The 21246-nt window shown below is 73.0% G+C and carries 21 protein-coding genes; 4 read left to right on the top strand and 17 right to left on the bottom strand.

The window, feature by feature from the left end; genetic code table 11:
- Positions 1-34: 34 nt before the first annotated feature.
- Entirely contained in the window at positions 35-823 is a 789-nt protein-coding gene (locus AB0M46_RS44315) for an aminoglycoside phosphotransferase family protein (protein ID WP_363346373.1), read from the bottom strand.
- Between the two features lie 112 nt (positions 824-935).
- On the bottom strand, positions 936-2162 hold the full coding sequence (ftsY, locus tag AB0M46_RS44310; RefSeq protein WP_363346371.1) for a signal recognition particle-docking protein FtsY: 1227 nt from the start codon (positions 2160-2162) through the stop codon (positions 936-938).
- 123 nt (positions 2163-2285) lie between these two features.
- Between ftsY and AB0M46_RS44305 the strand changes: the two genes are divergently transcribed.
- Entirely contained in the window at positions 2286-3941 is a 1656-nt protein-coding gene (locus AB0M46_RS44305) for an alkaline phosphatase D family protein (RefSeq protein WP_363346368.1), read from the top strand.
- A 164-nt stretch (positions 3942-4105) separates the two neighbouring features.
- On the opposite strand, the gene AB0M46_RS44300 is transcribed toward AB0M46_RS44305, so the two are convergent.
- Positions 4106-4534: an NUDIX domain-containing protein gene (locus tag AB0M46_RS44300; RefSeq protein WP_363346366.1), complete on the bottom strand. Its 429-nt coding sequence runs from the start codon at positions 4532-4534 to the stop codon at positions 4106-4108.
- A 35-nt stretch (positions 4535-4569) separates the two neighbouring features.
- Between AB0M46_RS44300 and AB0M46_RS44295 the strand changes: the two genes are divergently transcribed.
- Positions 4570-5052 (top strand): glutathione peroxidase, encoded by a 483-nt coding sequence (locus AB0M46_RS44295; protein WP_363346364.1) that lies wholly within the window; start codon positions 4570-4572, stop codon positions 5050-5052.
- An 18-nt stretch (positions 5053-5070) separates the two neighbouring features.
- Here the strand turns inward: AB0M46_RS44295 and AB0M46_RS44290 are convergent, their stop codons facing one another.
- From AB0M46_RS44290 to AB0M46_RS44280, 3 genes are all read right to left on the bottom strand, one after another.
- A complete protein-coding gene (locus AB0M46_RS44290) occupies positions 5071-5688 on the bottom strand; it encodes an HAD-IA family hydrolase (RefSeq protein WP_363346362.1) in 618 nt (205 codons plus the stop codon).
- Entirely contained in the window at positions 5685-9257 is a 3573-nt protein-coding gene (smc, locus tag AB0M46_RS44285) for a chromosome segregation protein SMC (RefSeq protein ID WP_363346360.1), read from the bottom strand. Before smc ends, AB0M46_RS44290 begins: the two co-directional genes overlap by 4 nt.
- 261 nt (positions 9258-9518) lie before the next feature.
- On the bottom strand, positions 9519-9713 hold the full coding sequence (locus AB0M46_RS44280) for a hypothetical protein (RefSeq protein WP_344611390.1): 195 nt from the start codon (positions 9711-9713) through the stop codon (positions 9519-9521).
- Positions 9714-10015: 302 nt separating this feature from the next.
- Between AB0M46_RS44280 and AB0M46_RS44275 the strand changes: the two genes are divergently transcribed.
- Together AB0M46_RS44275 and AB0M46_RS44270 are read left to right on the top strand one after the other, a co-directional pair.
- Positions 10016-10660, top strand: a complete 645-nt coding sequence (locus AB0M46_RS44275) for a CAP domain-containing protein (protein ID WP_363346358.1) — start codon at positions 10016-10018, stop codon at positions 10658-10660.
- Between the two features lie 26 nt (positions 10661-10686).
- Positions 10687-11466, top strand: a complete 780-nt coding sequence (locus tag AB0M46_RS44270) for a spherulation-specific family 4 protein (protein WP_363346356.1) — start codon at positions 10687-10689, stop codon at positions 11464-11466.
- On the opposite strand, the gene mutM is transcribed toward AB0M46_RS44270, so the two are convergent.
- The 11 genes from mutM to AB0M46_RS44215 all read right to left on the bottom strand — a co-directional run.
- Entirely contained in the window at positions 11402-12256 is an 855-nt protein-coding gene (gene mutM / locus AB0M46_RS44265) for a bifunctional DNA-formamidopyrimidine glycosylase/DNA-(apurinic or apyrimidinic site) lyase (RefSeq protein ID WP_363346354.1), read from the bottom strand. The two genes, AB0M46_RS44270 and mutM, sit on opposite strands and share 65 nt — an antisense overlap.
- 9 nt (positions 12257-12265) lie before the next feature.
- The gene (locus tag AB0M46_RS44260) at positions 12266-13426 is read right to left on the bottom strand and encodes a glycosyltransferase 87 family protein (RefSeq protein WP_363346352.1); all 1161 of its coding nucleotides are present in this window, start codon (positions 13424-13426) and stop codon (positions 12266-12268) included.
- Positions 13404-14138, bottom strand: coding sequence for a ribonuclease III (gene rnc / locus AB0M46_RS44255; protein WP_363346350.1), 735 nt, complete (start codon positions 14136-14138; stop codon positions 13404-13406). Before rnc ends, AB0M46_RS44260 begins: the two co-directional genes overlap by 23 nt.
- The gene (locus AB0M46_RS44250; RefSeq protein ID WP_363346348.1) at positions 14135-15151 is read right to left on the bottom strand and encodes a phosphate acyltransferase PlsX; all 1017 of its coding nucleotides are present in this window, start codon (positions 15149-15151) and stop codon (positions 14135-14137) included. Before AB0M46_RS44250 ends, rnc begins: the two co-directional genes overlap by 4 nt.
- A 13-nt stretch (positions 15152-15164) precedes the next feature.
- Positions 15165-15338 (bottom strand): 50S ribosomal protein L32, encoded by a 174-nt coding sequence (rpmF, locus tag AB0M46_RS44245; protein WP_223101792.1) that lies wholly within the window; start codon positions 15336-15338, stop codon positions 15165-15167.
- Between the two features lie 5 nt (positions 15339-15343).
- Positions 15344-15907, bottom strand: a complete 564-nt coding sequence (locus AB0M46_RS44240) for a YceD family protein (protein ID WP_363346345.1) — start codon at positions 15905-15907, stop codon at positions 15344-15346.
- Positions 15908-15995: 88 nt separating this feature from the next.
- On the bottom strand, positions 15996-16496 hold the full coding sequence (locus AB0M46_RS44235; RefSeq protein WP_363346343.1) for a hypothetical protein: 501 nt from the start codon (positions 16494-16496) through the stop codon (positions 15996-15998).
- A gap of 89 nt (positions 16497-16585) precedes the next feature.
- Positions 16586-17071, bottom strand: a complete 486-nt coding sequence (gene coaD / locus AB0M46_RS44230) for a pantetheine-phosphate adenylyltransferase (protein ID WP_363346341.1) — start codon at positions 17069-17071, stop codon at positions 16586-16588.
- A 46-nt stretch (positions 17072-17117) separates the two neighbouring features.
- Positions 17118-17684: a 16S rRNA (guanine(966)-N(2))-methyltransferase RsmD gene (gene rsmD / locus AB0M46_RS44225; protein ID WP_363346339.1), complete on the bottom strand. Its 567-nt coding sequence runs from the start codon at positions 17682-17684 to the stop codon at positions 17118-17120.
- Positions 17685-17832: 148 nt separating this feature from the next.
- Complete coding sequence (gene recG, locus AB0M46_RS44220; protein ID WP_363346337.1) at positions 17833-20031, bottom strand: ATP-dependent DNA helicase RecG; 2199 nt, start codon at positions 20029-20031, stop codon at positions 17833-17835.
- Between the two features lie 5 nt (positions 20032-20036).
- On the bottom strand, positions 20037-21246 hold a 1210-nt coding region (locus AB0M46_RS44215; RefSeq protein ID WP_363346335.1), incomplete at its 5' end, for a Dak phosphatase.

The raw sequence follows: 21246 nt of genomic DNA, 5'->3' as shown, positions 1-21246 counted from the left end.
GCGTGTGAAGAAACGCTCACATCCGCGAAAGCGCCTAACGGAGCGCGTATTCGAGGGTGTGCCGCTCATAATCGATGAGCCGCAGGTCACGCACGGGGCGACGGAGATGCCCCTTGTGCACGATGCGCACGAATGCAGGGTCTCCGGCGGCCGCCATGCGTCGAATGCCTTCAATGTGATCGACAATTCGTTTCCGGATGACCCGGACGAGGCGGTGCCGGTCGCGCGGCGTCAGCCCGTAGGCGTCGGCGAACATGCGCAGCCGGCGCGGGCGGTTCGGCCGCTTCCAGCCCAGCGTGTACGAGTCCCGGTCGGAGAACAGCGGGACCCACGTCCACGCCGCGTACGCGACGTCGTAGATCCGCGCGCCCGGGGAGGACAGGTCGAAGTCGATCAGGGACAGGGTGCCGTCCGGGCGCCAGATGACGTTGTGCGGCGCCGCATCGTGGTGGCAGATGACCTCGGTGTCGGGCGGCGGGGGCCCGAACGAGCGCCACACGGCGTTGGGCGGCGGGCGGAAGCCGGCCTGGGCGTCGTGGAACATCCGCAGCATGGTGGCGACAGTGACCATCGCCTCGTCCGTCACCCAGTGCGGTGCCAGCGGGTACTCTCCGCACTCACCTTCGAGGTATTGCAGTACCTCGCGGCCTCGTTCGTCGATGCCGTACGCGCGCGGCGCCCCGGTAAAACCGACGTACTCGAGATGGCGCAGCAATGCGTGCACGGCGGGCGTCCAAGGGCCCGCGTTGCGGCGCACCGTGTCGCCCGAGCGCACCACGACCGAGGTGTTCCCGCCGTGGAGCGGGATCTCCTGCTGCGTCACCTGATCGTCCTTCACTGACCTGACCGGGGGAGCCCTGCCATTGCCGACCTGCCGTTTTTCCCCGCCGCGGCGAGCGCGGCGGGGTCCTACCGTCCCAAGGTACCGCCCGAGGTTACGCGTCCGCGCCAACGAGGGCGTCGACGAACTGTCGGGCATCGAACGGAGCGAGGTCGTCGGGCCCCTCGCCGAGGCCAACCAGCTTCACCGGGATGCCCAGTTTGCGCTGGACCGCGATGACGATGCCGCCCTTGGCGGTGCCGTCGAGCTTGGTCAGCACGACGCCCGTGACGTCCACCACCTCGGTGAACACCCGCGCCTGCTCCAGGCCGTTCTGCCCGGTCGTCGCGTCGAGGATGAGCAGCGTCTCGTCGACCGGCCCGTGCTTCTCCACGACCCGCTTGACCTTGCCGAGCTCGTCCATCAGGCCAACCTTGTTCTGCAGCCGGCCGGCCGTGTCGATCAGCACCGTGTCCACACCCGCGTCAATACCCCGTTTGACCGCGTCGAACGCCACCGACGCCGGGTCCGCGCCCTCCGGGCCGCGCACCACGTCGGCGCCGACGCGCCCGGCCCAGGTGGCCAGCTGCTCGGCCGCGGCCGCGCGGAACGTGTCGGCGGCGCCGAGCACGACGGTGTGACCGTCGGCGACCAGCACCCGGGCGATCTTGCCGCAGGTGGTGGTCTTGCCCGCGCCGTTGACCCCGACGATGAGCAGCACCGCCGGGCGGCCCGCCCGCGGCGTGGCGGCCAGCGAGCGGTCGCGGTCCGGGTCGAGGGCGGCGACCAGCTCGTCGGCGAGCATGGAGCGCAGCTCGGTCGCGGTGGCGGTGCCGTGGATCCGGGCCCGTTCGCGCAGCTTGGCGACGAGCTCGGTCGTCGCCTGTACGCCCACATCGGCCCCGATCAGCGTCTCCTCGATCTCGTCCCAGGTGTCGTCGTCGAGCCGGTCGCGCGACAGCAGGGCCAGCAGGCCCTTGCCGAACACGTTCTGGGAGCGCGAAAGGCGCGAGCGGAGGCGCACCAGCCGGCCGGCGGTCGGCGCCGGCGTCTCGATGACCGGCGCCGCCACGATCTCCTCGACGACCTCCGGCGCGGGCGCGGGCGCCACGACCTCGGCCGGAGGCGCCACGACCTCCGGCGCGGGCGGAGCCTCCGGCTTCTTGACGACCGGCGGGGCGGCCGGCTTCTCGATGACCGGGGGCGCCGCCTTCTGGGCGGGCTTCTCCGGCGGCGCCGGCGGCAGTGTCGGAGGCTTGCGGTAGCGCGGCGCGATCAGCGCCAGGGTGGCCCCGATCACCACGACGAGCAGCACCAGGCCGAAGACGATGTACGACTCCATGGCAGGAATCCTCCCAGACGCGGCCGCGCGCGGCCTGCGGTGGCGCGGAAGCCGGGCGGGCAGGATCATTCGGGTTGCATCGGCAGACGCCCGCCACACCACCCGTCCGGAGGTCGCCACGCCATGTCCGAGACCGAACTCGACGCCGATCGGGGCCCACTCCTGCTCGGCCCGGTGCTACGACGGGTGGAGGGCGACCGGGCGACGGTCTGGGTGGAGACGTCGCGCCCGGCGACCGTCGAGGTCGACGCCGCGCCCGCGGCCGGAGCGGCCCGCACGTTCACCGTACACGGCCACCACTACGCCCTCGTCGTGGTCAGCGGGCTGCCCGGGGACGCGGTCACGCCGTACCGGCTCAAGATCGACGGCGTCGAGGTCTGGCCGCGGCCGGACGACCCGTTCCCGCCTCCCGCGATCCGCACGCGGCCCGCGGGGGCGCCCGTGCGGCTGGTCTTCGGGTCGTGCCGGAAGGCGAGCCCGCTGAGCGTCACGCAGTACCCGCCGGACGCGCTGGACGCCTACGCCGACCGGCTGGCCGCCGCCGTGCGCGCGGACGCGCCGACGCCGTGGCCGGACCTCCTGGTGCTGCTGGGCGATCAGGTGTACGCCGACGAGACACCCGAGAAGATCCAGCGCTGGCTGCGCCGGCGCCGCCAGGAGCGCCGCGCGGACGCGCCCATGACCCAGGTGGTCGACTTCCACGAGTACACGAAGCTGTACCTCGACTCCTGGAGCGACCCGGAGATCCGCTGGCTGCTCTCCACCGTCCCCAGCGTGATGATCTTCGACGACCACGAGATCATCGACGACTGGAACACCTCGCAGCGCTGGCGGGAGCAGATGAGCCGGCTGAGCTGGTGGGAGCAGCGCATCCAGGCCGGCCTGGCCTCCTACTGGGTCTACCAGCACATGGGCAACCTGCCTCCGGGCGCCCTGGCCGAGTGCCCGGTCTACGCCGCGGTCAGCGCCACCGCCGACGCCACACAGCTGCTCGACGACTTCGGTGCCCGCGCCGATCGCGACCGCGCGGCGTACCGCTGGAGCTATGCCATCGACCTCGGCCGCACCCGCCTGGTGGTCGTCGACAACCGCGCCGCGCGCGAGCTGGAACAAGGCAGGCGGGCGATGCTGCCGGACAGCGAGTGGGCGTGGTTCGTCAAGCAGCTGCCGGGCGACTACGACCACCTGCTGATCGGCTCCTCCCTGCCGTGGCTGCTGCCGCCGGCCATCCACCACCTGGAGGCCGCGACCGAGCGCCTGGCCGAGTCCCCGCGGCCGTGGCTGGGCCGCCTCGGCGAGAAACTGCGCCAGGCGGTGGACCTGGAGCACTGGGCCGCCTTCGGCCGCTCCTTCGACGCGCTGAGCGCCCTGCTGGGCCAGATCGCGGCCGGGCAGGGCGGCATCTCCCCCGCCCCGGCCACCATCAACGTGCTCTCGGGTGATGTTCACCACTCCTACGCCGCCCGCGCCGACCTCGGCCCGGACGCGGTGAGCGCGGTGCACCAGCTGACGTGCTCCCCAGTCCACAACGACATGCCCAAGCTCCTCCGCCCGGCGATGAAGTTCGGCTGGAACCCGCCGGCGGCGCGGATGATGCGCTCCCTGGCCCGCACGCTGGGCCTGCGCAAGCCGCCCGTGCGGTGGCGCAGGACCGCCGGGCCGTACTTCGGCAATGCCGTCGGGCTGCTCCTGCTGGACGGCCGCTCGGCCCACGTGACGATCGAGGGCACCCGGCCGGACAAGTCGCTGGGCGAGGTGGCCTCGCTGAAGCTGAGCTGACGCCCACGCGTCCGCGCGTCGGCGGCCGGCCCCGCGCGGACGCGCTGATGCCGGCCGGCCAGCGCGCGGACACGTGGAGCCGAGTCAGGCGCCACGCTGCGCGCTGGGAGCCGCGCAACCCAATACGGACGCGCGAGGGGGCAGGCCGGCGCCCCCGACCCGGGCTAGCCCGCGCGGGGGTGGGTGAGCGGGGGCTCGTTGAGGTCGGTCCAGGTCCACAGCGTCGCCACCCGCGCCCGCCCCGTGAGATACGCCACAGCCGGCTCACGGATGGGCGCGAACCACATGCGCCCCAGCCGCTCCACCGCCTCCGGAAGCGGCACCCACGCGCCCGAGCCGTCGTGCGGGCCCACGCCGGTCACCTCGAAGCCGAGCATCTCGTAGTCGATGCCCCCGGCCGGGTAGCGGGCGACCCACAGCAGGCGCTCGGGCAGCACCGACGCGAATCCCGACTCCTGGGTCACCTTGGCCAGCAGCGGCTCCCCCGGCTCGACCGCGCCCCCGGGCAGGGCCCAGTCCGGCGGGTCGCTGATGAGCAGGACGTCCTTGCCACGGCGCACCACGGCGCCCACGGCGAGCTGTTGGCCGGTCACGCCCCACTGTAAGGGGCCGGGCATACGATCGCGGCATGACCTTTTACGACGTTGAGATCGCCGACCTGCAGGGCAAGCCACTGGACCTCGGGCAGTTCCGCGGGCACCCCGTGCTGGTCGTCAACGTGGCCTCGCGGTGCGGGCTGACGCCGCAGTACGCCGACCTGGAGGCGCTGCACAAGGAGTACTCGGACCGGGGCTTCTCCGTGCTCGGCGTGCCGTGCAACCAGTTCGCCGGGCAGGAGCCGGGGACCTCCGAGGAGATCGCCGAGTTCTGCAGCACTACCTACGGCGTGACGTTCCCGATGACCGAGAAGGTCGAGGTCAACGGGGAGGGCCGGCACTCGCTGTACGACCTGCTCACGCCGGTCGCCGACGGCGAGGGGCACACCGGGGACATCCGCTGGAACTTCGAGAAGTTCCTCGTCGGCAAGGACGGCAGCGTCGCGGCGCGGTTCGGCCCCCGCACGGAGCCCAAGTCCGACGAGGTCGTCAAGGCCGTCGAGGCCAACCTGTAACGCGGCCGGGCGGTACCGCTACAGGCCGAAGGCGCGGCGCGGGTACGACAGGTCGTCGCCCGGCATGTAGCGGTACGCGGTCAGCCCGGCCGCGCGGGCGCCCCGGATCATCCGGTCGGTGTCGTCGACCAGCATGCAGCGCGCGGGTGGCGTGCCGATGAGGGCGCAGGCGGCCTGGAAGTACTCCTTGGCCGGCTTGTGCACCCCGATCTCGGCCGAGATGGCCACCGCGTCGAACTCGGTGGCGAGGTCGAAGGACTCGAGCACCTCGCGGAACTCGACGGTCGAGTTGGTGGCCACGCACACCGGGTGCCCGGCCGCGCGCACGTCGCGCACGAACTGCAGCACGTCGGGGTCGACGGTGCCCGGGTACACCACCCACTCGTCCATCAGCTCGGCCGCCCGCTCGGGGCCGCCGACCCGGTCGGCCAGGGTGGCCGCGACCGTGGCGAGCCAGTCGGCGCGCGTCATGCGCCCCGTGATGGCCGGCAGGAGGCGATCCCACTGGAGCGCGGTGTCGAGGACCGTGCCCGGCTCCAGGCCGTACCGCTGCTCGATCTTGGCATTGATCGATGGGTCGAAGGCGCGCAGCACGCCGTCGAAGTCGATCAGCAGTGCCGTGGGGCGCTGGGTCACGCTGCCTCTTCCGTCCGCAGGCGCTGGGAGATGACCTCGGTCACGCCCGAACGCATCGTCACGCCGTAGAGGGCGTCAGCGACCTCCATCGTGCGTTTCTGGTGGGTGATGATGATCAGCTGGCTGCGCTCCCGCAGCTGCTCGAAGAGCGTGATGAGCCGGCCCAGGTTGACGTCGTCCAAGGCGGCCTCCACCTCGTCCATGATGTAGAACGGGCTGGGGCGGGCCCGGAAGATCGCGCAGAGCAGCGCCACCGCGGTCAGCGAGCGCTCGCCGCCGGACAGCAGCGAGAGCCGCTTGATCTTCTTGCCGGGCGGCCGCGCCTCGACCTCGATGCCGGTGGTGAGCATGTCCTCGGGGTCGGTGAGCACGAGACGGCCCTCGCCGCCCGGGAACAGCACCGAGAAGACCTGCTCGAACTCGCGGGCGGTGTCGTGGTAGGCGCTGGTGAACACCTCGAGGATGCGGTCGTCGACGTCCTTGACCACGGTGAGCAGGTCGCGCCGGGTCGCCTTGAGGTCCTCGAGCTGGTCGGAGAGGAACTTGTAGCGCTCCTCCATCGCCGCGAACTCCTCGAGCGCGAGCGGGTTGACCTTGCCCAGCAGGGCGAGCTCCCGCTCGGCTTTGGCGGCCCGCTTCTCCTGCGTGGCGCGGTCGAACGGCACCGGCTCGGGGGCGGGGCGTCCGTCGGCCTCGGCGGCGGCGACCTCGGGCGCGGTCGGCGGGACCGGCAGGTGCGGGCCGTACTCCGCGACGAGCGTGTCGGCGTCCAGCCCGAACTCCTCAGCCGAGCGGGCCTCCAGCTGCTCGATGCGCATCCGCTGCTCGGCCCGGGCGACCTCGTCGCGGTGCACGGCGCTGGTGAGCCGCTCCAGCTCAGCGGTGAGGTGCTTGGACCGGCCGCGCACCTCGGTCAGCGCCGTCTCGCGCTCCGCGCGCGTCGCGGCGAGGGTGTCGCGGGTCTCCTGGGCCTCGGCGATCGAGTCGGCCAGGCGCTCCAGCGCGAACGCAGCGCCCTCGGCGACGGCCTGCGCGACCCGGGCGCTGCGGGCGCGGGTGGCCTTGCGGGCGGCGGCGCGCTCCCGGGCGGCGCGCTCGGCCGCGGCCTGGCGCAGCAGCGCGTCCGCGCGGCCGGCGAGGGCGCCCACGCGCTCCTCGGCCGTGCGCACCGCGAGCCGGACCTCCATCTCCTGCTGCCGGGCGACGGGCACCTCGGCGGCGAGGTCGTCGCGCTCCAGCGTCGACGGGTCCTCGTCGATCGGCGTCTCCTCGGCCGCCGCCAGCCGCTCCTCCAGCTCCACGAGGCTGGCCAGGCCGGACTCGCGCACCGCCTCGGCCTTGGTCTTGGCCGCGGCGTGCCGCTCGACCTCGGCCCGGGCCGACTTGGCGGCGGCGCCGAGCTCGGCGAGGCGGCGCGCGGCCGCGTTGCGGGCGCTGTCGGCCTCCTTCTTGGCCGCGGCGGTCTCGGCGACGACCTGCTTGGCCGCGGTGGCCGAGTTGCGGGCCAGGGCGAGCAGCTCCCGCGCCTCGGCGACGCGGCGCTCGGCGTCGACCTTCTGCTGGCGGGCCTCCTCGACGGCCGCCTGGACCTCGATGAAGCTGTGCTGCTTGCCGGAGCCGCCCGCGGCCGCGTAGGCGCCGATGACGTCACCCTCGGGGGTGACGGCGCGCAGCGCGGGCGCGTAGGACACGATGCGCCGCGCGGTCGGCAGGTCGGGGGCGAAGACCACGTCGCCCAGCGCCCGCTCCAGGGCCGGGCGCAGCTCCTCGGGGGCGCGCACGAGGTCCATCGCCCAGGCCGCGCCCGGGGGCAGCGGCACCCGCTCGACCGCGGGCGCGTCGAGCATCGGCGCGGACGCGATGAGCAGCGCGGCCCGGCCCGCGTCGTCCTGCTTGAGCATCTCCACCGCGGCGACCGCGCCGTCCACACCGGCGACCGCGACGGCGTCGGCCAGGACACCCAGCGCGGCGGCGAGCGCGGCCTCGTGGCCGGCCTCGACCGACAGCAGCGCGGCGACGCTGCCGAGCAGGCCGGGGACGCGGTCGGCGCGGGCCAGCAGGGTGCCGGCGCCGTCCTTGCGGCGCAGGCCCATGGCGAGCGCCTCCTCGCGGGCCTTCCACTGCGCGGCGTCCTTCTCCGCGGCCCGCTCGGCGTCGCTGTGCTGGCGCACCTCGCCGTTGATCGCGTCGAGCTCGCGGGTCGCCTCCTGGTGGCGCATCTCCAGGTCGGCGTTGGCGTTGTCGGCCACCGACGCGCCGGCGCTGGCCTCGTCGTAGAGGCCCTGCGCCACCTCCGCGCGCGCCTCGGCCTCGGCCAGCTGTACGGCGAGCCGCTCGATCTCCCCCGCGGCGGCGGTCGTGCGCGACCGGGCGGACTCGACCTGCCCGGCAAGCTTGGCCAGGCCCTCGCGCCGGTCGGCGATGGCCTTGTGCGCGGCCACGATGGCCTTTTCGGCGAACGCGAGGCGCCGCTCCAGGTCCTGGCGGCGCTCGACCGCGTCGGCGAGGCGCTCCTGGCTGGCCTCCAGCGCCGCGCGCAGCTCCTCCTCCTGCTCGCGGACCTTGTCGGCCTCGGCGGTCAGCTGGTCGGGGTCGCGCCCGGGCCGCTCCTCGACGGGCGCGGCGGCGAGGTTGCGGTGCCGCTCGGCCGCGAGCTGGTGCAGCGAGCGGTAGCGCTCCTGCAGCGTCGAGAGCTGGTACCAGGTGTCCTGGGCCTCGGCGAGCACGGGCGCGTCCGCGGCGTGCTCGGCCTCCAGCGCGGCGAGGCGCTCGTTGACCGCCTCGACCTCGGCCTCGACCTCCTCGCGGCGGGCCCGCAGCGCGGTCTCGTCGGCGATCTCCCGGTCCAGGGTCTCGCGCAGCGTGGCCAGGTCGTCGGCGAGCAGTCGCAGCCGGGCGTCGCGCAGGTCGGCCTGGATGCCGGCGGCGCGGCGGGCCACCTCGGCCTGGCGACCGAGCGGCTTGAGCTGGCGGCGCAGCTCGGTGGTGAGGTCGCCGAGGCGGTTGAGGTTGGCCTGCATCGCTTCGAGCTTGCGGATGGCCTTCTCTTTGCGCTTGCGGTGCTTGAGTACCCCGGCCGCCTCCTCGACGAAGGCGCGGCGGTCCTCGGGGCGGGCGTGCAGTACACCGTCCAGGCGGTTCTGACCGACGATCACGTGCATCTCGCGGCCGATGCCGGAGTCGGACAGCAGCTCCTGGATGTCGAGCAGGCGGCAGCTGCTGCCGTTGATCTCGTACTCGCTCTCGCCGGAGCGGAACATCCGGCGGGTGATCGACACCTCGGTGTAGTCGATCGGCAACGCACCGTCGGTGTTGTCGATCGTGAGGGTGACCTCGGCCCGTCCCAGCGGGGCCCGGCTCGCGGTCCCGGCGAAGATGACGTCTTCCATCTTGCCGCCGCGCAGAGCCTTGGCCCCCTGCTCACCCAGCACCCAGGCGATCGCGTCGACCACGTTGGACTTGCCCGAGCCGTTGGGCCCGACGACGCAGGTGATGCCCGGCTCGAGCCTCAGCGTGGTCGTGGAGGCGAAGGACTTGAAGCCCTTGGCCGTCAGCGTCTTGAGGTGCACGGATCTCCACGGTGTCGAGGTGTGTTACCGGGCAGGCTACCGCCGGGGAGCGTACCCGTCCCTGCAGCCCCGCACACCATAATGCGCGTGTCGTGAACACAGCGCCCACCGGAGCCCCACGCGTCACGTACCGGACGAGCGGGTCGTTACGCACTTCGAGGTCGCACCGAGGTGCGAACATGACTGCGCGCCGAGACCCAGTGGATGTCGGCGCGCGGGTTTACTGTGCAGTTCTGCGTAGGTTGCGGTGTCCCCAGAACCTCAGGCCATCGCCGGCTCGACGAGCCGGACCAGCTGGTCCGCCTCCGAAGCCGCGGCGGCGAGCCGGTCGTTCTCGGCACGGAGCCGCACGACCTCGAACTCGAGCGCCCGAACCTTGGCACGCAGTGTGGTGACCTCGTCGACAAGACGCCGATCGGGCGCGCTGCCTACGTGGCCGAAGAGGGCCTTAGCCATATCGTCTCCTTGTTAAGCGCAGCCGGTCGACTCCGGCAAACGCGCGCCCAGCGTCCCGCGACCGAAGCACAAGGGCGTAAATGGGCGCGACTGGCGACCCCTCTATGTTCCGTCCGGGGTGGCACTTAGTCAAGCCGACGGGCACGCCAAACGTGCTGGCCAGGGTGTTCTCACTCACCCGGGTGCGTGATCCGCACCGCCGCGTCGATCGTGGCAGTGTGCCACCGGTTGCCCTGCGGCGCCACTGCAAAGTAGCGTCTTGTGCGGGAAATCTGGAGAACCGACACGACCGGGAGCGTCCGATGACGGCACCACAACCCGGTCTGCTTGCGCGGCTCGGTCCTACGGGCATTGCCGGGCTCGTGGCGGGCGCACTCGTGATCTTCGGCATCGGCTCGGTAATCATTCCGGCCCTGAGCTCCGGCCCCGACCCCGCCGCCACGCAGCAGGCCGCCGCGCCGCCACCGGCGTCCGCGCCCGCCCCGGCCAACGCCGCCCCGGCCGCCAGCAGCGCTCCTGCGGCCACGAGCGCGGCCCCCACGAAGACCACCCTCGTGGCCGCCAACTTCAACAGCGACTACGAGGACAAGGTGGTCCAGCTGGTCAACAACCAGCGCCGGAAGGAAAAGTGCGACCCGCTGCGGGTCGACGCGAAGCTGCGCACGGCCGCGCGGGAACACGCCGCCGACATGGCGGCCCGCGACTTCACCGGCAGCCGGGGCAGCGACGGCAGCAACGCGGCCGGGCGCGCGCAGGCCGCCGGGTCCGCCGGCTTCGCCGACGAGCTGACCGCCAAGGGCGGCGACCCGGGCGACGTCGTCAAGCAATGGATGCACGACGGCAACGCGCGCGGCGTGCTGGTCGACTGTGCCATCACGTCGATCGGCGTCGGCGCCGCGATGCGCGGCCGCACGCCGTACTGGACGCTGGACACCGGCCGTGCTTGAGGGGGCCCAGCATCGTTAGTCCGGTCGTGGACCGGGTTCCGACGCTCCTGCCGCTGAGGGCGCATCCGCTGGCCCGGCCACACGCGTGGGAGATCGTCGCGAGGCACGGTCCCGCATTCACCGTCGTCATCGACGTGGCCGCCGGGCCCGGCAGCGGCCGGGACCCGCTGTGGACCGCGGCCATGAGCCGCCTGGACGCGGCCGGCGTGCGGCTGCTCGGCTACGTCGACGTCGACTACGGCACCCGCCCGGTCGCGGACATCCGCGCGGACGTCTACCGGTGGGCCGGCTACCCTGTGCGCGGCGTCTTCCTGGACCGCACGCCGGTCAGCCCCTACGCGATCGGCCCGGTCGCGGTCATCGCCCAGGCGGCCGCGCGGGCGGGGCTGCCGGAGGTGGTGCTCAACCCCGGCGAGCCGCCCGACGAGGCGTACCGCGAACTCGGCCTCCCCGTCTGCGTGTTCGACGGCAGCTGGCGGGAGTACCGGCGCTGGTCGGGCGCGGGCGCGCGCCCGGGCGACGGGCACCTGGTGCACGCGGTGCCGCCGTGGGAGCTCGACGAGGCGGCCCGCCTGCAGGTCAGCCGCGAGGCCGGCTTCGGGCTCGTCACCGACCTGGGCGCGCCCGACCCCTACACCGACCTGCCGGCCTGGTGCGGCCTCGCGCCGGGCCTGGCCGAGCTGGGCGCGGAGGCGGGCCGGGCGACCCCGGCGCCCCGCCGCGCGCGCCCGTACCGCCCGCTCAGCGTGATGCGAGACGGGGCCGCGGCTGGCAGCGTGGGCAGGAGTACGAGGACCGGTTCATGAAGGCCTCCCGGCGGATCGGGCTGCCGCACCGGCTGCAGGGCAGGCCCTCGCGGCCGTAGGCGTTGAGCGACCGGTCGAAGTAGCCGCTCTCGCCGTTGACGTTGACGTAGAGCGCGTCGAAGCTGGTGCCGCCCTGGCCGATCGCCTCGTTGAGCACCTCGCGCACATGATCGAGCAGGCGCCGTACGACCGGGCGGGACAACTGCGACGTGTCACGCGCCCCGTGCAGCCCGGCCCGCCACAGCGCCTCGTCGGCGTAGATGTTGCCGACGCCCGAGATCAGCGTCTGGTCGAGCAGCGCCCGCTTCACCTCCGTGCGCCGCTTGCGCAGCCGCTCCACGAACGCGTCGTCCACGAACAGCGGGTCGACCGGATCCAGCGCGATGTGGGCGAGCTCGGCCGGCAGCACGGCGCCGCCCGCGGAGACGCTCAGGCCGCCGAACGTACGCTGGTCGACGAAGCGCAGCTCCGGCCCGTCGTCGTCGAACGTGAACCGGATGCGCAGGTGCGTCTCGGCCGCCGCCGAGGCCGGCTGCATGAGCAACTGACCGGACATGCCGAGGTGGCCGACGAGCGCGTCCTCGTCGTCCAGCGGCAGCCACAGGTACTTGCCGCGGCGCATCACCGCGCCCACGCGCCGGCCGGCCAGGACGCTCGCGAAGTGCTCGGCGCCGGGCAGGTGGCGGCGGATCGCGCGCGGGTGCAGCACGTCGACCGTGGCGATGCGCCGACCGGACACCCATTTGTCGAGGCCGCGGCGGACGGTCTCGACCTCGGGAAGCTCAGGCATGCAGGACCCCTAGATCGCGTAGTGCCAGACGGTGACGAGATACGAGCCGTACCACAGGCCGAACGCCCCGCAGAAGGCCAGCACCGCCGCGATCGTGCTCGTCCGCGCCCGGGCGAGCGCGACCGCGGGCGGCACCAGGATCAGCAGCGCGGGCACGAGCAGCCGGGGCTTGGAATGGTAGTAGCCGCCCTGGCCGAGGACCAGCACCAGCACGATGACGCCGTAGACGACCAGCGGCGGCCACACGCGCCCGCGCAGCGCGACCACGGCCAGGGCGAGGACGCCGATGAGCATCCAGGCGATGCTGACCTGGATCCAGCCGTCGCCGGACAGCAGCGCGTCGTGCACGAATTGCAGGCTCGACGTGCCGTAGTCGAACGTGGTGCCCCAGCCGGCGGTCTGGATGTCGAACCAGGCGCCCAGGTCCCCCACCCGCAGCCCGACCCAGAGCAGGTAGGCGGGCACGCCGGCCAGGGCGATCAGGGCCGCGGCGACCGGGCGCCAGACGTCGCCACGCTCACCCTCGGGCCGGCGGCGCCGGCGGTAGAGGTGGATGCCGGCGGCGACGGCGAGCGCGACCGCCGCGGCCGCGCCGGTCGGGCGGGTCAGCGCGGCGCCCAGCCCGAGCAGGCCGGCCGCCAGCCAGTCGCCCCGGTGCGCGCACAGCAGCATGCCGGCCACCAGCGCGGTGAACAGCGCCTCCGAGTACCCCATGGACAGCGCGAGCGACATCGGCTGCACGCAGAAGAGGACCGTGAAGATCAGGGCCACGCGCTCGGAGTACAACCGCGTGAGCAACGCGCAGAGCAGCACCGCGGCCGCGCCCCCGGCCAGCCACGACACGGTGATCGCGGCGGTGCCGTAGTCGAGGCGGGTGACGGAGTGCACGAGGCGCACCAGCATCGGGTACGCCGGGAAGAACGCGAGGCCGTTGCCGACCAGGTGGCCGTCGGTGTCGAAGGTGTAGCCGGTGGGGTACCCCTCCTGGGCGACGCGCACGAAATGCCCGGCGTCCCACGCGAGGAGGCGGTCGCGGACCTTGTCGTCGGGCGCCATCCACCACAGGAAGGCCAGCTGCACCAGGCGGCTGAGGGCGTAGACGCCCAGCGGCAGCGCGAACGGGATCGCGCGGCCGCGCTCGGTGTCCTTATCGACCCGCGTCATCGTCATCGGCGGCCGGTTTCTCGGTGGGAGTGGGTGCGGACAGCTCACGCCACGCGGCCTCGGCCGCCCGCTGCTCGGCCTCCTTCTTGCTGCCGCCCTGGGCGCCGCCGTACCGCCGCTTGGCCACGATCACCCAGGCGGTGAACCGCTTGGCGTGGTCGGGCCCCTCTTCGTCGATGCGGTACTCGGGCACGCCGAGGCCGCGCCCGGCGGTGAGCTCCTGCAGGCTGGTCTTCCAGTCCAGGCCGGCCCCGCGCAGCGCGGCCTCGGCCATCAGCGGGTCGAAGAGCTTGTGGATCACCTTGGCCGTGGTCTCCAGGCCGTACTGCAGATAAATCGCGCCGATGAGCGCCTCGAGCGTGTCGGCGAGGATGCTGGCCTTGTCGCGGCCCCCGGTCGCCTCCTCGCCCTTGCCGAGGAGCAGGAACGGCCCGATGCCCTGGGGTCCCAGGCGGCGCGCGACGTCCGCGAGGGCGCGCATGTTGACCACGCTTGCGCGCAGCTTGGCCAGCTGCCCCTCGGCGAGCTTCGGGTGGTTCTGGAACAGGGCGGTGGTGATGACCACGCCGAGGACGGCGTCGCCGAGGAACTCCAGCCGTTCGTTGGTGGGCAGGCCGCCATTCTCGTACGCGTACGAGCGGTGGGTCAGGGCCCGCTTCAACATCTCCGGGTCGAACTCGACGCCGAAGGCCACCTCGAGATGATTCTGATGCTTCACGAGCGCTCTCCCAGTGCGTCCTGGATGGTGAGCCCGCCGGCCGAGGAGAGTTCGGTCAGCAGATCGTCGGCGAGCCCCGCGACGGCAGGGGTGATGCGGCCGCGATGCAGGCGCGCGGCGAGGGCGATGCCGTCGGCGACCTGGTCCCCGTTCGCGGCACCATGACAGACGACGACGTCGCCGGCCACCCCGAGCAGGACGGCGGCCGCCTCATGATCGGACGATGGCGAGATGGCACCTTCGATGCCCTTGAGCAGTACGTTGCCGGTGAACCCGTCGGTGACCACCACGTCCGCCGGGCCGCCGCGCGGCACGTCGAAGCCCTCGACCAGGCCGATGTAGCGGCCCCCGGCCGGCAGCGCGACGTCGGACAGTGCGATCGAGACGGCCCGCCGCAGCCGGTCGCCTTTGCCGGGCTCACTGCCGATGGACAGCAGCCCCACGCGCGGGCGCGCGATGCCGAGCCCGACGGCGGCGTAGGCGGTGCCGAGCACGGCGTGCTGCACCAGTTCGAGCATGGTGGCGTCGAGCGTCGCGCCGACGTCGACGAGCAGGACGACGCCGTGGGGGGTGGGCACCTGGGCGGCCAGCCCGGGCCGGCGCACGCCGCGCAGACGGCCGAGGACGTGCGCGGAGGCGGCGACGGCGGCGCCGCTGGACCCCGCGGAGACCATCGCGTCCGCGCGGCCCGCGTAGACGGCCTCCGCGGCCGCGCGGACCGTCGTCTCGCGGCGGATGTGGCGCAGCGGCGAGTCGGCCATGCCGATGGCGGAGTCGATGGTGACGACACTCACGCGCCCACGGTCGCCGGCCGCGAGCGCGCCAATGACCTCGCCGGCCGCTTCCCGCGGCCCGACGAGGACGAGGTGGAGGTCTGGATCGGCGCTGCATGCGCGCAGAGCGCCGTCAACCACGACGGCGGGAGCCCCGTCCCCGCCGAGGAGGTCGACGGCGATCCGCGCGACGCCGGACGGGGTCTCCCCGCCGTGCGGCGATCGGTCGGATCGCGTCACCCGGATCCGGTGGTCAGACCTCGATGACCTGGCGGCCGTTGTACGTGCCGCAGACCGAGCACGCCGCGTGGGGCAGCTTCGGCGAGCGGCACTGCGGGCACGGCTGGGTGGAGACGGCGACGGCCTTCCACTGGCTCCGGCGGGCCCGGGTGTTGCTGCGCGACATCTTCCGCTTGGGAACGGCCACGGGTCTTACTCCTCTGACGTCTTGATCTGGGACAGGGCGGCCCAGCGAAGGTCGAGCTGCTCGTGGGAGTGACCCTCGGGCAGTTCGTCGAGCGGCACCCCGCACTCGGGGCACAGTCCTGGGCAGTCTTCTCGGCACACGGGGTTGGCGGCCAGGGAGAGCACCACCGCGTCCCGCAGTGCCGGCTCCAGGTCGATCAGGTCGCCCTGCAGCCGTCCGACCTCGTCCTCGTCCGTCGTCTCGTCCGTCGTGCTGTGCTCGTAGGCATAGAACTCTTGGATCGGGACGTCCAGCGTGTCGCTGATCGGGCGTAGACAACGTCCGCACTCGCCGGCCAGCGGGCCGGTGACGGTGCCGGAGACGAGAACGCCTTCGGACACCGACTCCATGCGTAGCTGGAGGTCGAGCTCGGCGCCCTGGGGCACGCCGATCAGCTCCAGGCCGAGGTCCTCGGGCGCCGGCACCTTCCGCGCGACCGCGTGCAGGGCACCCGGTCGGCGTGGGAGGTCTCTCGTCTCGAGGACCAGCGGCAACCGGGCATCCAGGTGCGGGTGTGGTTGGTGTGGCATTCTTCAGACTCCGGCCAGGCAGGGCCGACGGACAAGGCTACCCGAGTGGCAGATCTTCCGTCGAATCGCCCCCCACGATAGCGCGCCGTCAGAAGGGCAGTGGACGGTCGTCCTCCCCGGAGGGGGTGAACGAGCCGATCTCACGCAGCGCGTGCATCTTGTCACGGCCGCGCTCGATCGAGGCGAGGGAGCGGGTCAGGAACTGCTCGAAGTTGGCCAGCGCGGTGTCCACGTAGTCGTCGACCTCGTCACGCAGCCGCTGCGTCTCGGCCCGCGCCTCGTTGATCATGCGGGACGCCTCGTGCTCGGCCGACACGACGATCTCGTTGATCGACACGAGGCGGGTGTGCTCGGCCTCGGCCTCGGCGATGATCCGCTCCGCCTCGCGCCGGCCCGCGTCGACGATCTTGTCCCGCTCGTCGAGCAGCGCGGTCGCCCGCCGCAGCTCGCCGGGCAGGTCGGCCCGCAGCTGGTCGAGCAAGTTGATCATATCGGCCCGGTCGAACACGAAGTTGCTCCGCGACATCGGCGCCGACCGTGCACCCTCGATCAGCGCGATGATCTGGTCGATGCTCTCGAGCGGATCCACCTGCGGTCACTCCTGTTCACATGTCGAACGACCTAACCATGATGCGGCTCGAACACCGATGCCGCTCCATCGCCACTCGGGTTTTGTCTCTACTTTCGCGCCGAGGCGAGCCGTTCCTGCAGGCGATTCGCCACGAGATCGGGTACATGTGGCGAAACGTCGCCGCCCCACTTGGCGACCTCTTTGATCAGGCTCGACGAGACGAACGAATATTTGGGGTTGGTCGGCATGAACAGCGTCTCGATGCCGCTGAGCCCGTAGTTCATCTGGGCCATCTGCAGCTCGTAGTCGAAGTCCCCCGCCACCCGCACGCCCTTGACGATCGACGTGATGTCGTTGGCGCGGCAGAAGTCGACCAGCAGACCCTGGAACGCGTCGACCCGGACATTGGCGTACGGCGCGGTCACGGCCGCGAGCATCTCCAGCCGCTCGTCGACGGTGAACAACCCCGCCTTGCTCTGATTGATCAGCACCGCGACGACGACTTCATCGAATATCTGCGATGCCCGAGCCACGATGTCCAGGTGTCCATTGGTCACCGGATCGAACGAACCCGGACAGACCGCGCGCCTCATTGCACCAGCCCAAGCCTCATGAGCGGGGACCGTACCAAAGCTTCGCTCAGCCGTCGTGCTCGCGTTGGACATACCACAGCGCGGTCTCCCCGTAGCGGCGCTCGGCGATCTGCTCCAGCCCGTCGGGCAAGGTCATCGGCGCCCCGCGGCTGGAGCGCTCGACCACCACGACCGCACCCGGGGCGAGCCAGCGCTCGGTCAGGGCCGCCAGCACCGCACGGACGCGCTCGTCGGCCACCGCGTAGGGCGGGTCGATGAAGACCGCGTCGTAGCGCTTGTCCGGCTCCCCCGCGACCAGGCGCTCGACCTTGTCGGCGACCACCCGCACCCGCGCGCCGACGCCGAGGGTCGCGACGTTGTCGCGGATGACGCGGGCGGCCTTGGCGTCGGCCTCGACGAGCAGCACGTGCTCGGCGCCGCGGGAGCAGGCCTCCAGGCCGACCGCGCCCGAGCCCGCGTAGAGGTCGGCGAAGCGCGCACCGTCGAGGTCGACGAGGTTGTCCAGGCTGCTGAACAGCGCCTCACGGACCCGGTCGGAGGTGGGCCGGGTGCCCTGCCCGGCCGGCACGGTCAGGCGGCGGCCACCGAGCGTCCCGGCCACGATTCGCGTCACGGGACCAATGTAGAAGCCGTCGCGGCGGGGGAATCGGCGTCCACCGCTCGAACGAGGCGTGTCGGGCGGTCGCCAGTGACATACGTCACCACCCATTCGGGCAATCGCGACAGTTGCGGCGAGTCCGGCACCGCAGCCATCACCGCCGTCAGCCTTTCTCGAGGTACTCCGCGCGTTCCTCGTCGACCAGGCGCGCGATGGTGGCCGCGAGGTCCGGGTACCGCTCCAGCTCGCGGTCCTCCTCGATGAGCTCGGCCGCCTCCGCGCGCGCCTCGCCGATCAGGTCGGCGTCGCGCTGCAGCGACAGCAGCCGCAGGTGGGAGCGGTGGCCGGACTGGGCCGCCCCGAGCACGTCGCCCTCGCGGCGCTGCTCCAGGTCGAGCTCGGCCAGCTTGAAGCCGTCGGTGGTCGAGGCCACCGCGTCCAGCCGTGCCCGCGCGGACGTGCCCTCCCCCGCCTCGGTGACCAGCAGGCACAGGCCGGGCGCGCTGCCCCGCCCGACGCGCCCGCGCAGCTGGTGCAGTTGGGAGACGCCGAACCGGTCGGCGTCGAGGATGATCATCATGGTCGAGTTCGGCACGTCCACGCCGACCTCGATGACCGTGGTGGCGACCAGCGCGTCGAGCTGTCCGCCGGCGAAGGAGCGCATCACCGCGTCCTTCTCGTCGGCCGGCAGGCGCCCGTGCAGCACCCCGATCCGCAGGCCGTGCAGCGGCCCGTCCTCCAGCTGGGGCGCGACGTCCAGGACCGCGACCGGGGGGCGGCGGCCGTCGTCGCCGACCGGCGGGACGTCCTCGCCGTCGGACTTGGCGTCGCCGATGCGCGGGCACACCACGTACGCCTGGTGCCCCTTCGCCACCTCCTCGCGCAGCCGCCGCCACGCCCGGTCCAGGAACGCGGGCTTCTCGCTGACCGGCACCACGTGGGAGGCGATCGGCGAGCGCCCGCGCGGCAGCTGGCTGAGCACCGACGTCTCCAGGTCGCCGAAGACGGTCATCGCGACCGTGCGCGGGATCGGGGTGGCCGTCATGACGAGCACGTGCGGCGGCTGGTCGGCCTTGGCCCGCAGGGCGTCGCGCTGCTCGACCCCGAACCGGTGCTGCTCGTCCACCACGACCAGGCCGAGATCGGCGAAGTCGACGCCCTCGTAGAGCAGGGCGTGGGTGCCGACGACGATTCCCGCGGTACCGCCGCGGATCTCTTCGCCGACGCGACGGCGCGCGGCCGCGCCCAGCGAGCCGGTCAGCAGGGCGACCCGGGTGGCCTCCGGCGCCGCGTCGAGCTCCCCCGCCCGCGCCATGCCCCCGAGCAGGTCCATCACGTTGCGGTAGTGCTGCGCGGCCAGGACCTCCGTCGGGGCCAGCATCGCCGCCTGCCCGCCCGCGTCCACCACCTGCAGCATCGCCCGCAGCGCGCAGAGCGTCTTGCCGGAGCCGACCTCGCCCTGCAGCAGCCGGTGCATCGGGTGCGCCCGCGCGAGGTCGGCCGCGATCTCCTCGCCGACGTCGCGCTGCCCGCGCGTCAGCTCGTACGGCAGCCCCGCGTCGAACGCGGCCAGCAGGCCCCCGTCCCGGCGCGGGCGCGGCACCGCCGGCCAGTCCTCCGCCCGCTTCTTGCGCTGCACCAGCGTCAGCTGCAGCGCGAACGCCTCGTCCCACTTGAGCCGCCGCCGCGCGATCCCCAGCGACTGCTGCGACTCGGGCCGGTGGATCTCCCGCAACGCCTTGTCCAGCGAGGTCAGCCGGCGCTCCGCCCGCGTGGTGGCCGGCACCGGGTCGGGCGTCGGCGGCAGCACGTCGAGCACGGTGCGCACGGCCGCCGCGATGCGCCAGGTCGGCACCCGCGCGGTGGCGGGGTACACGGGGATGATCGCCCCCGCGAACTCCTCCACCGCCTCCTCGCCCTCCCCCGCGTCGAGCAGCACGTAGTCCGGCTGGTTGAGCTGCAGCTTGTTGTTGAACCGGCCGACCTTGCCGGAGAACAGCCCCCAGCGGCCCGGGCGCAGCTGGTTCTCCCGCCACGGCTGGTTGAAGAACGTGACGCTGATCTCCCCGCCGCTGTCGTCGCCGATGACCGCCTCGACCAGCGAGCCCCGCTTGCCCCGCGCGCCCCCGCGCTGCTGCGTGAACTGCCGCGAGTTGACCCGCTTGACCTGACCGAACACGGTCACGTCGGTGTCGATCTCCAGCGCCCGGATGTCGGTGTGCTCCCCGCGCTCCTCGTAGCGGCGCGGGAAGTGGTACACGAGATCGCCCACGGTGTGCAGGTCGAGGTGCTCCGCCAGCAGCTTCGCGCCGTTGCCCCCGAGGACCTTCTGCAACGGCGTGGACAGGTCGATGTCGGCCATAACCCCTATTCGACTCCCACCAGCAGCGGGTAGTGCGGCTGGCCCCCTTCGTAGCACTGGACCTCCACGAACGGCCAGGAACCCGCGACGTGGCGCCGCAGCGTCTCGCCCAGCCCGTCCGGCGCGTCCCGGCCCGCGATGAGGGTGACGAGCTCGCCGCCCCCGCCCAGCAGCCGGTCCAGCAGCAGGCACGCGGTCTGCGCCAGATCGCGCCCGATGAGGTTGACCTCGCCGTCGACGATCGCCAGCACGTCGCCCGCCTGACAGCGCCCGGCGACCGTCAGCGCCTCCCGCGCGGCCATGGTCAGCTCGGCCGAGCGGCACCGCGCGGCCGCCTCCGCCATGGCGATCACGTCGTCCTCGAACCGGCGGGCCACGTCGCGCACCGCCATCGCGGCCAGCGCCTGCACCGGTGAACGGGTGGGCACCACGCCCGCGCGCACTCCCTGCGCCCGCGCCTCGGCCGCCGCCGCGGTGGCCACGGCCTGGACGTTCGGGTCGTTGGGCAGCACCACCACGCGGCCCGCGCCCGTGCGCTGGATCGCCGCGAGGATCTCCGCGGTGGACGGGCTGCCGCTGGTGATCACGACCGCGCCCTCGGCCCCGAGCAGCTCGGCCAGGCCGGGGCCGGTGCACACCACGACCACGCCGCGCTCCCCCGCGGCCACGGGCTCTGCCCGCCCCTCGCCCGCGGCCTGCCCCACGCCGGCGGCATCCCACGGTGCGAGCGGCTGCGCCTGCGCGCGGGCGACCACCTGGTCGGCGAAGCGCGTCACCGTGATCCGGCTCGGCCGGCCCGCCTCCACGCCCGCCTCGATGGCCGCCCCAATGTCGTTGACGTGCACGTGGACGTGCCAGACGCCCTCGTCGCCGACCACCACCAGCGAGTCACCGAGCCGCGACAGGGTGCGGCGCAGCGTGTCCACCGCACGCTCGGGGGCCTCCAGGAGGTACTGCACTTCGTACGCATACTCCCCCGAGCCGGCCTCGCGCTCCATGAGTCCGTCCGGTCGCCCGCCGACTGCCCCCAGTACCACCCCGGATAGCCCCGGGACCGACGGCACCGGCCGCACCGTCTCGTCGCCGCCCAGGGTTTGCACCAGCGCCTCGAGGAGCACCACCAGCCCGCGGCCGCCCGCGTCGACGACCCCGGCACGGGCGAGCGCCGGCAGCTGCGGGCCGCGCTTGCCCACGAGGACGATCCGCGGAGCCAAC

It is taken from the genome of Dactylosporangium sp. NPDC051485, assembly GCF_040682015.1.
Taxonomy (GTDB): Bacteria; Actinomycetota; Actinomycetes; order Mycobacteriales; family Micromonosporaceae; genus Dactylosporangium.
The sequence above is the reverse complement of the archived record's forward strand: the minus strand, read 5'-3'. Positions and strand labels throughout refer to the sequence as shown.

Bases quoted from the DNA above. Each gene is read 5' to 3' on its own strand.
- AB0M46_RS44275 (WP_363346358.1), top strand. From the start codon at position 10,016: ATGACGGCACCACAACCCGGTCTGCTTGCGCGGCTCGGTCCTACGGGC.
- AB0M46_RS44295 (WP_363346364.1), top strand. From the start codon at position 4,570: ATGACCTTTTACGACGTTGAGATCGCCGACCTGCAGGGCAAGCCACTG.
- AB0M46_RS44240 (WP_363346345.1), bottom strand. From the start codon at position 15,907: ATGCCACACCAACCACACCCGCACCTGGATGCCCGGTTGCCGCTGGTC.
- AB0M46_RS44305 (WP_363346368.1), top strand. From the start codon at position 2,286: ATGTCCGAGACCGAACTCGACGCCGATCGGGGCCCACTCCTGCTCGGC.
- coaD (WP_363346341.1), bottom strand. From the start codon at position 17,071: ATGAGGCGCGCGGTCTGTCCGGGTTCGTTCGATCCGGTGACCAATGGA.
- ftsY (WP_363346371.1), bottom strand. From the start codon at position 2,162: ATGGAGTCGTACATCGTCTTCGGCCTGGTGCTGCTCGTCGTGGTGATC.
- AB0M46_RS44260 (WP_363346352.1), bottom strand. From the start codon at position 13,426: ATGACGATGACGCGGGTCGATAAGGACACCGAGCGCGGCCGCGCGATC.
- mutM (WP_363346354.1), bottom strand. From the start codon at position 12,256: ATGCCTGAGCTTCCCGAGGTCGAGACCGTCCGCCGCGGCCTCGACAAA.
- AB0M46_RS44280 (WP_344611390.1), bottom strand. From the start codon at position 9,713: ATGGCTAAGGCCCTCTTCGGCCACGTAGGCAGCGCGCCCGATCGGCGT.
- recG (WP_363346337.1), bottom strand. From the start codon at position 20,031: ATGGCCGACATCGACCTGTCCACGCCGTTGCAGAAGGTCCTCGGGGGC.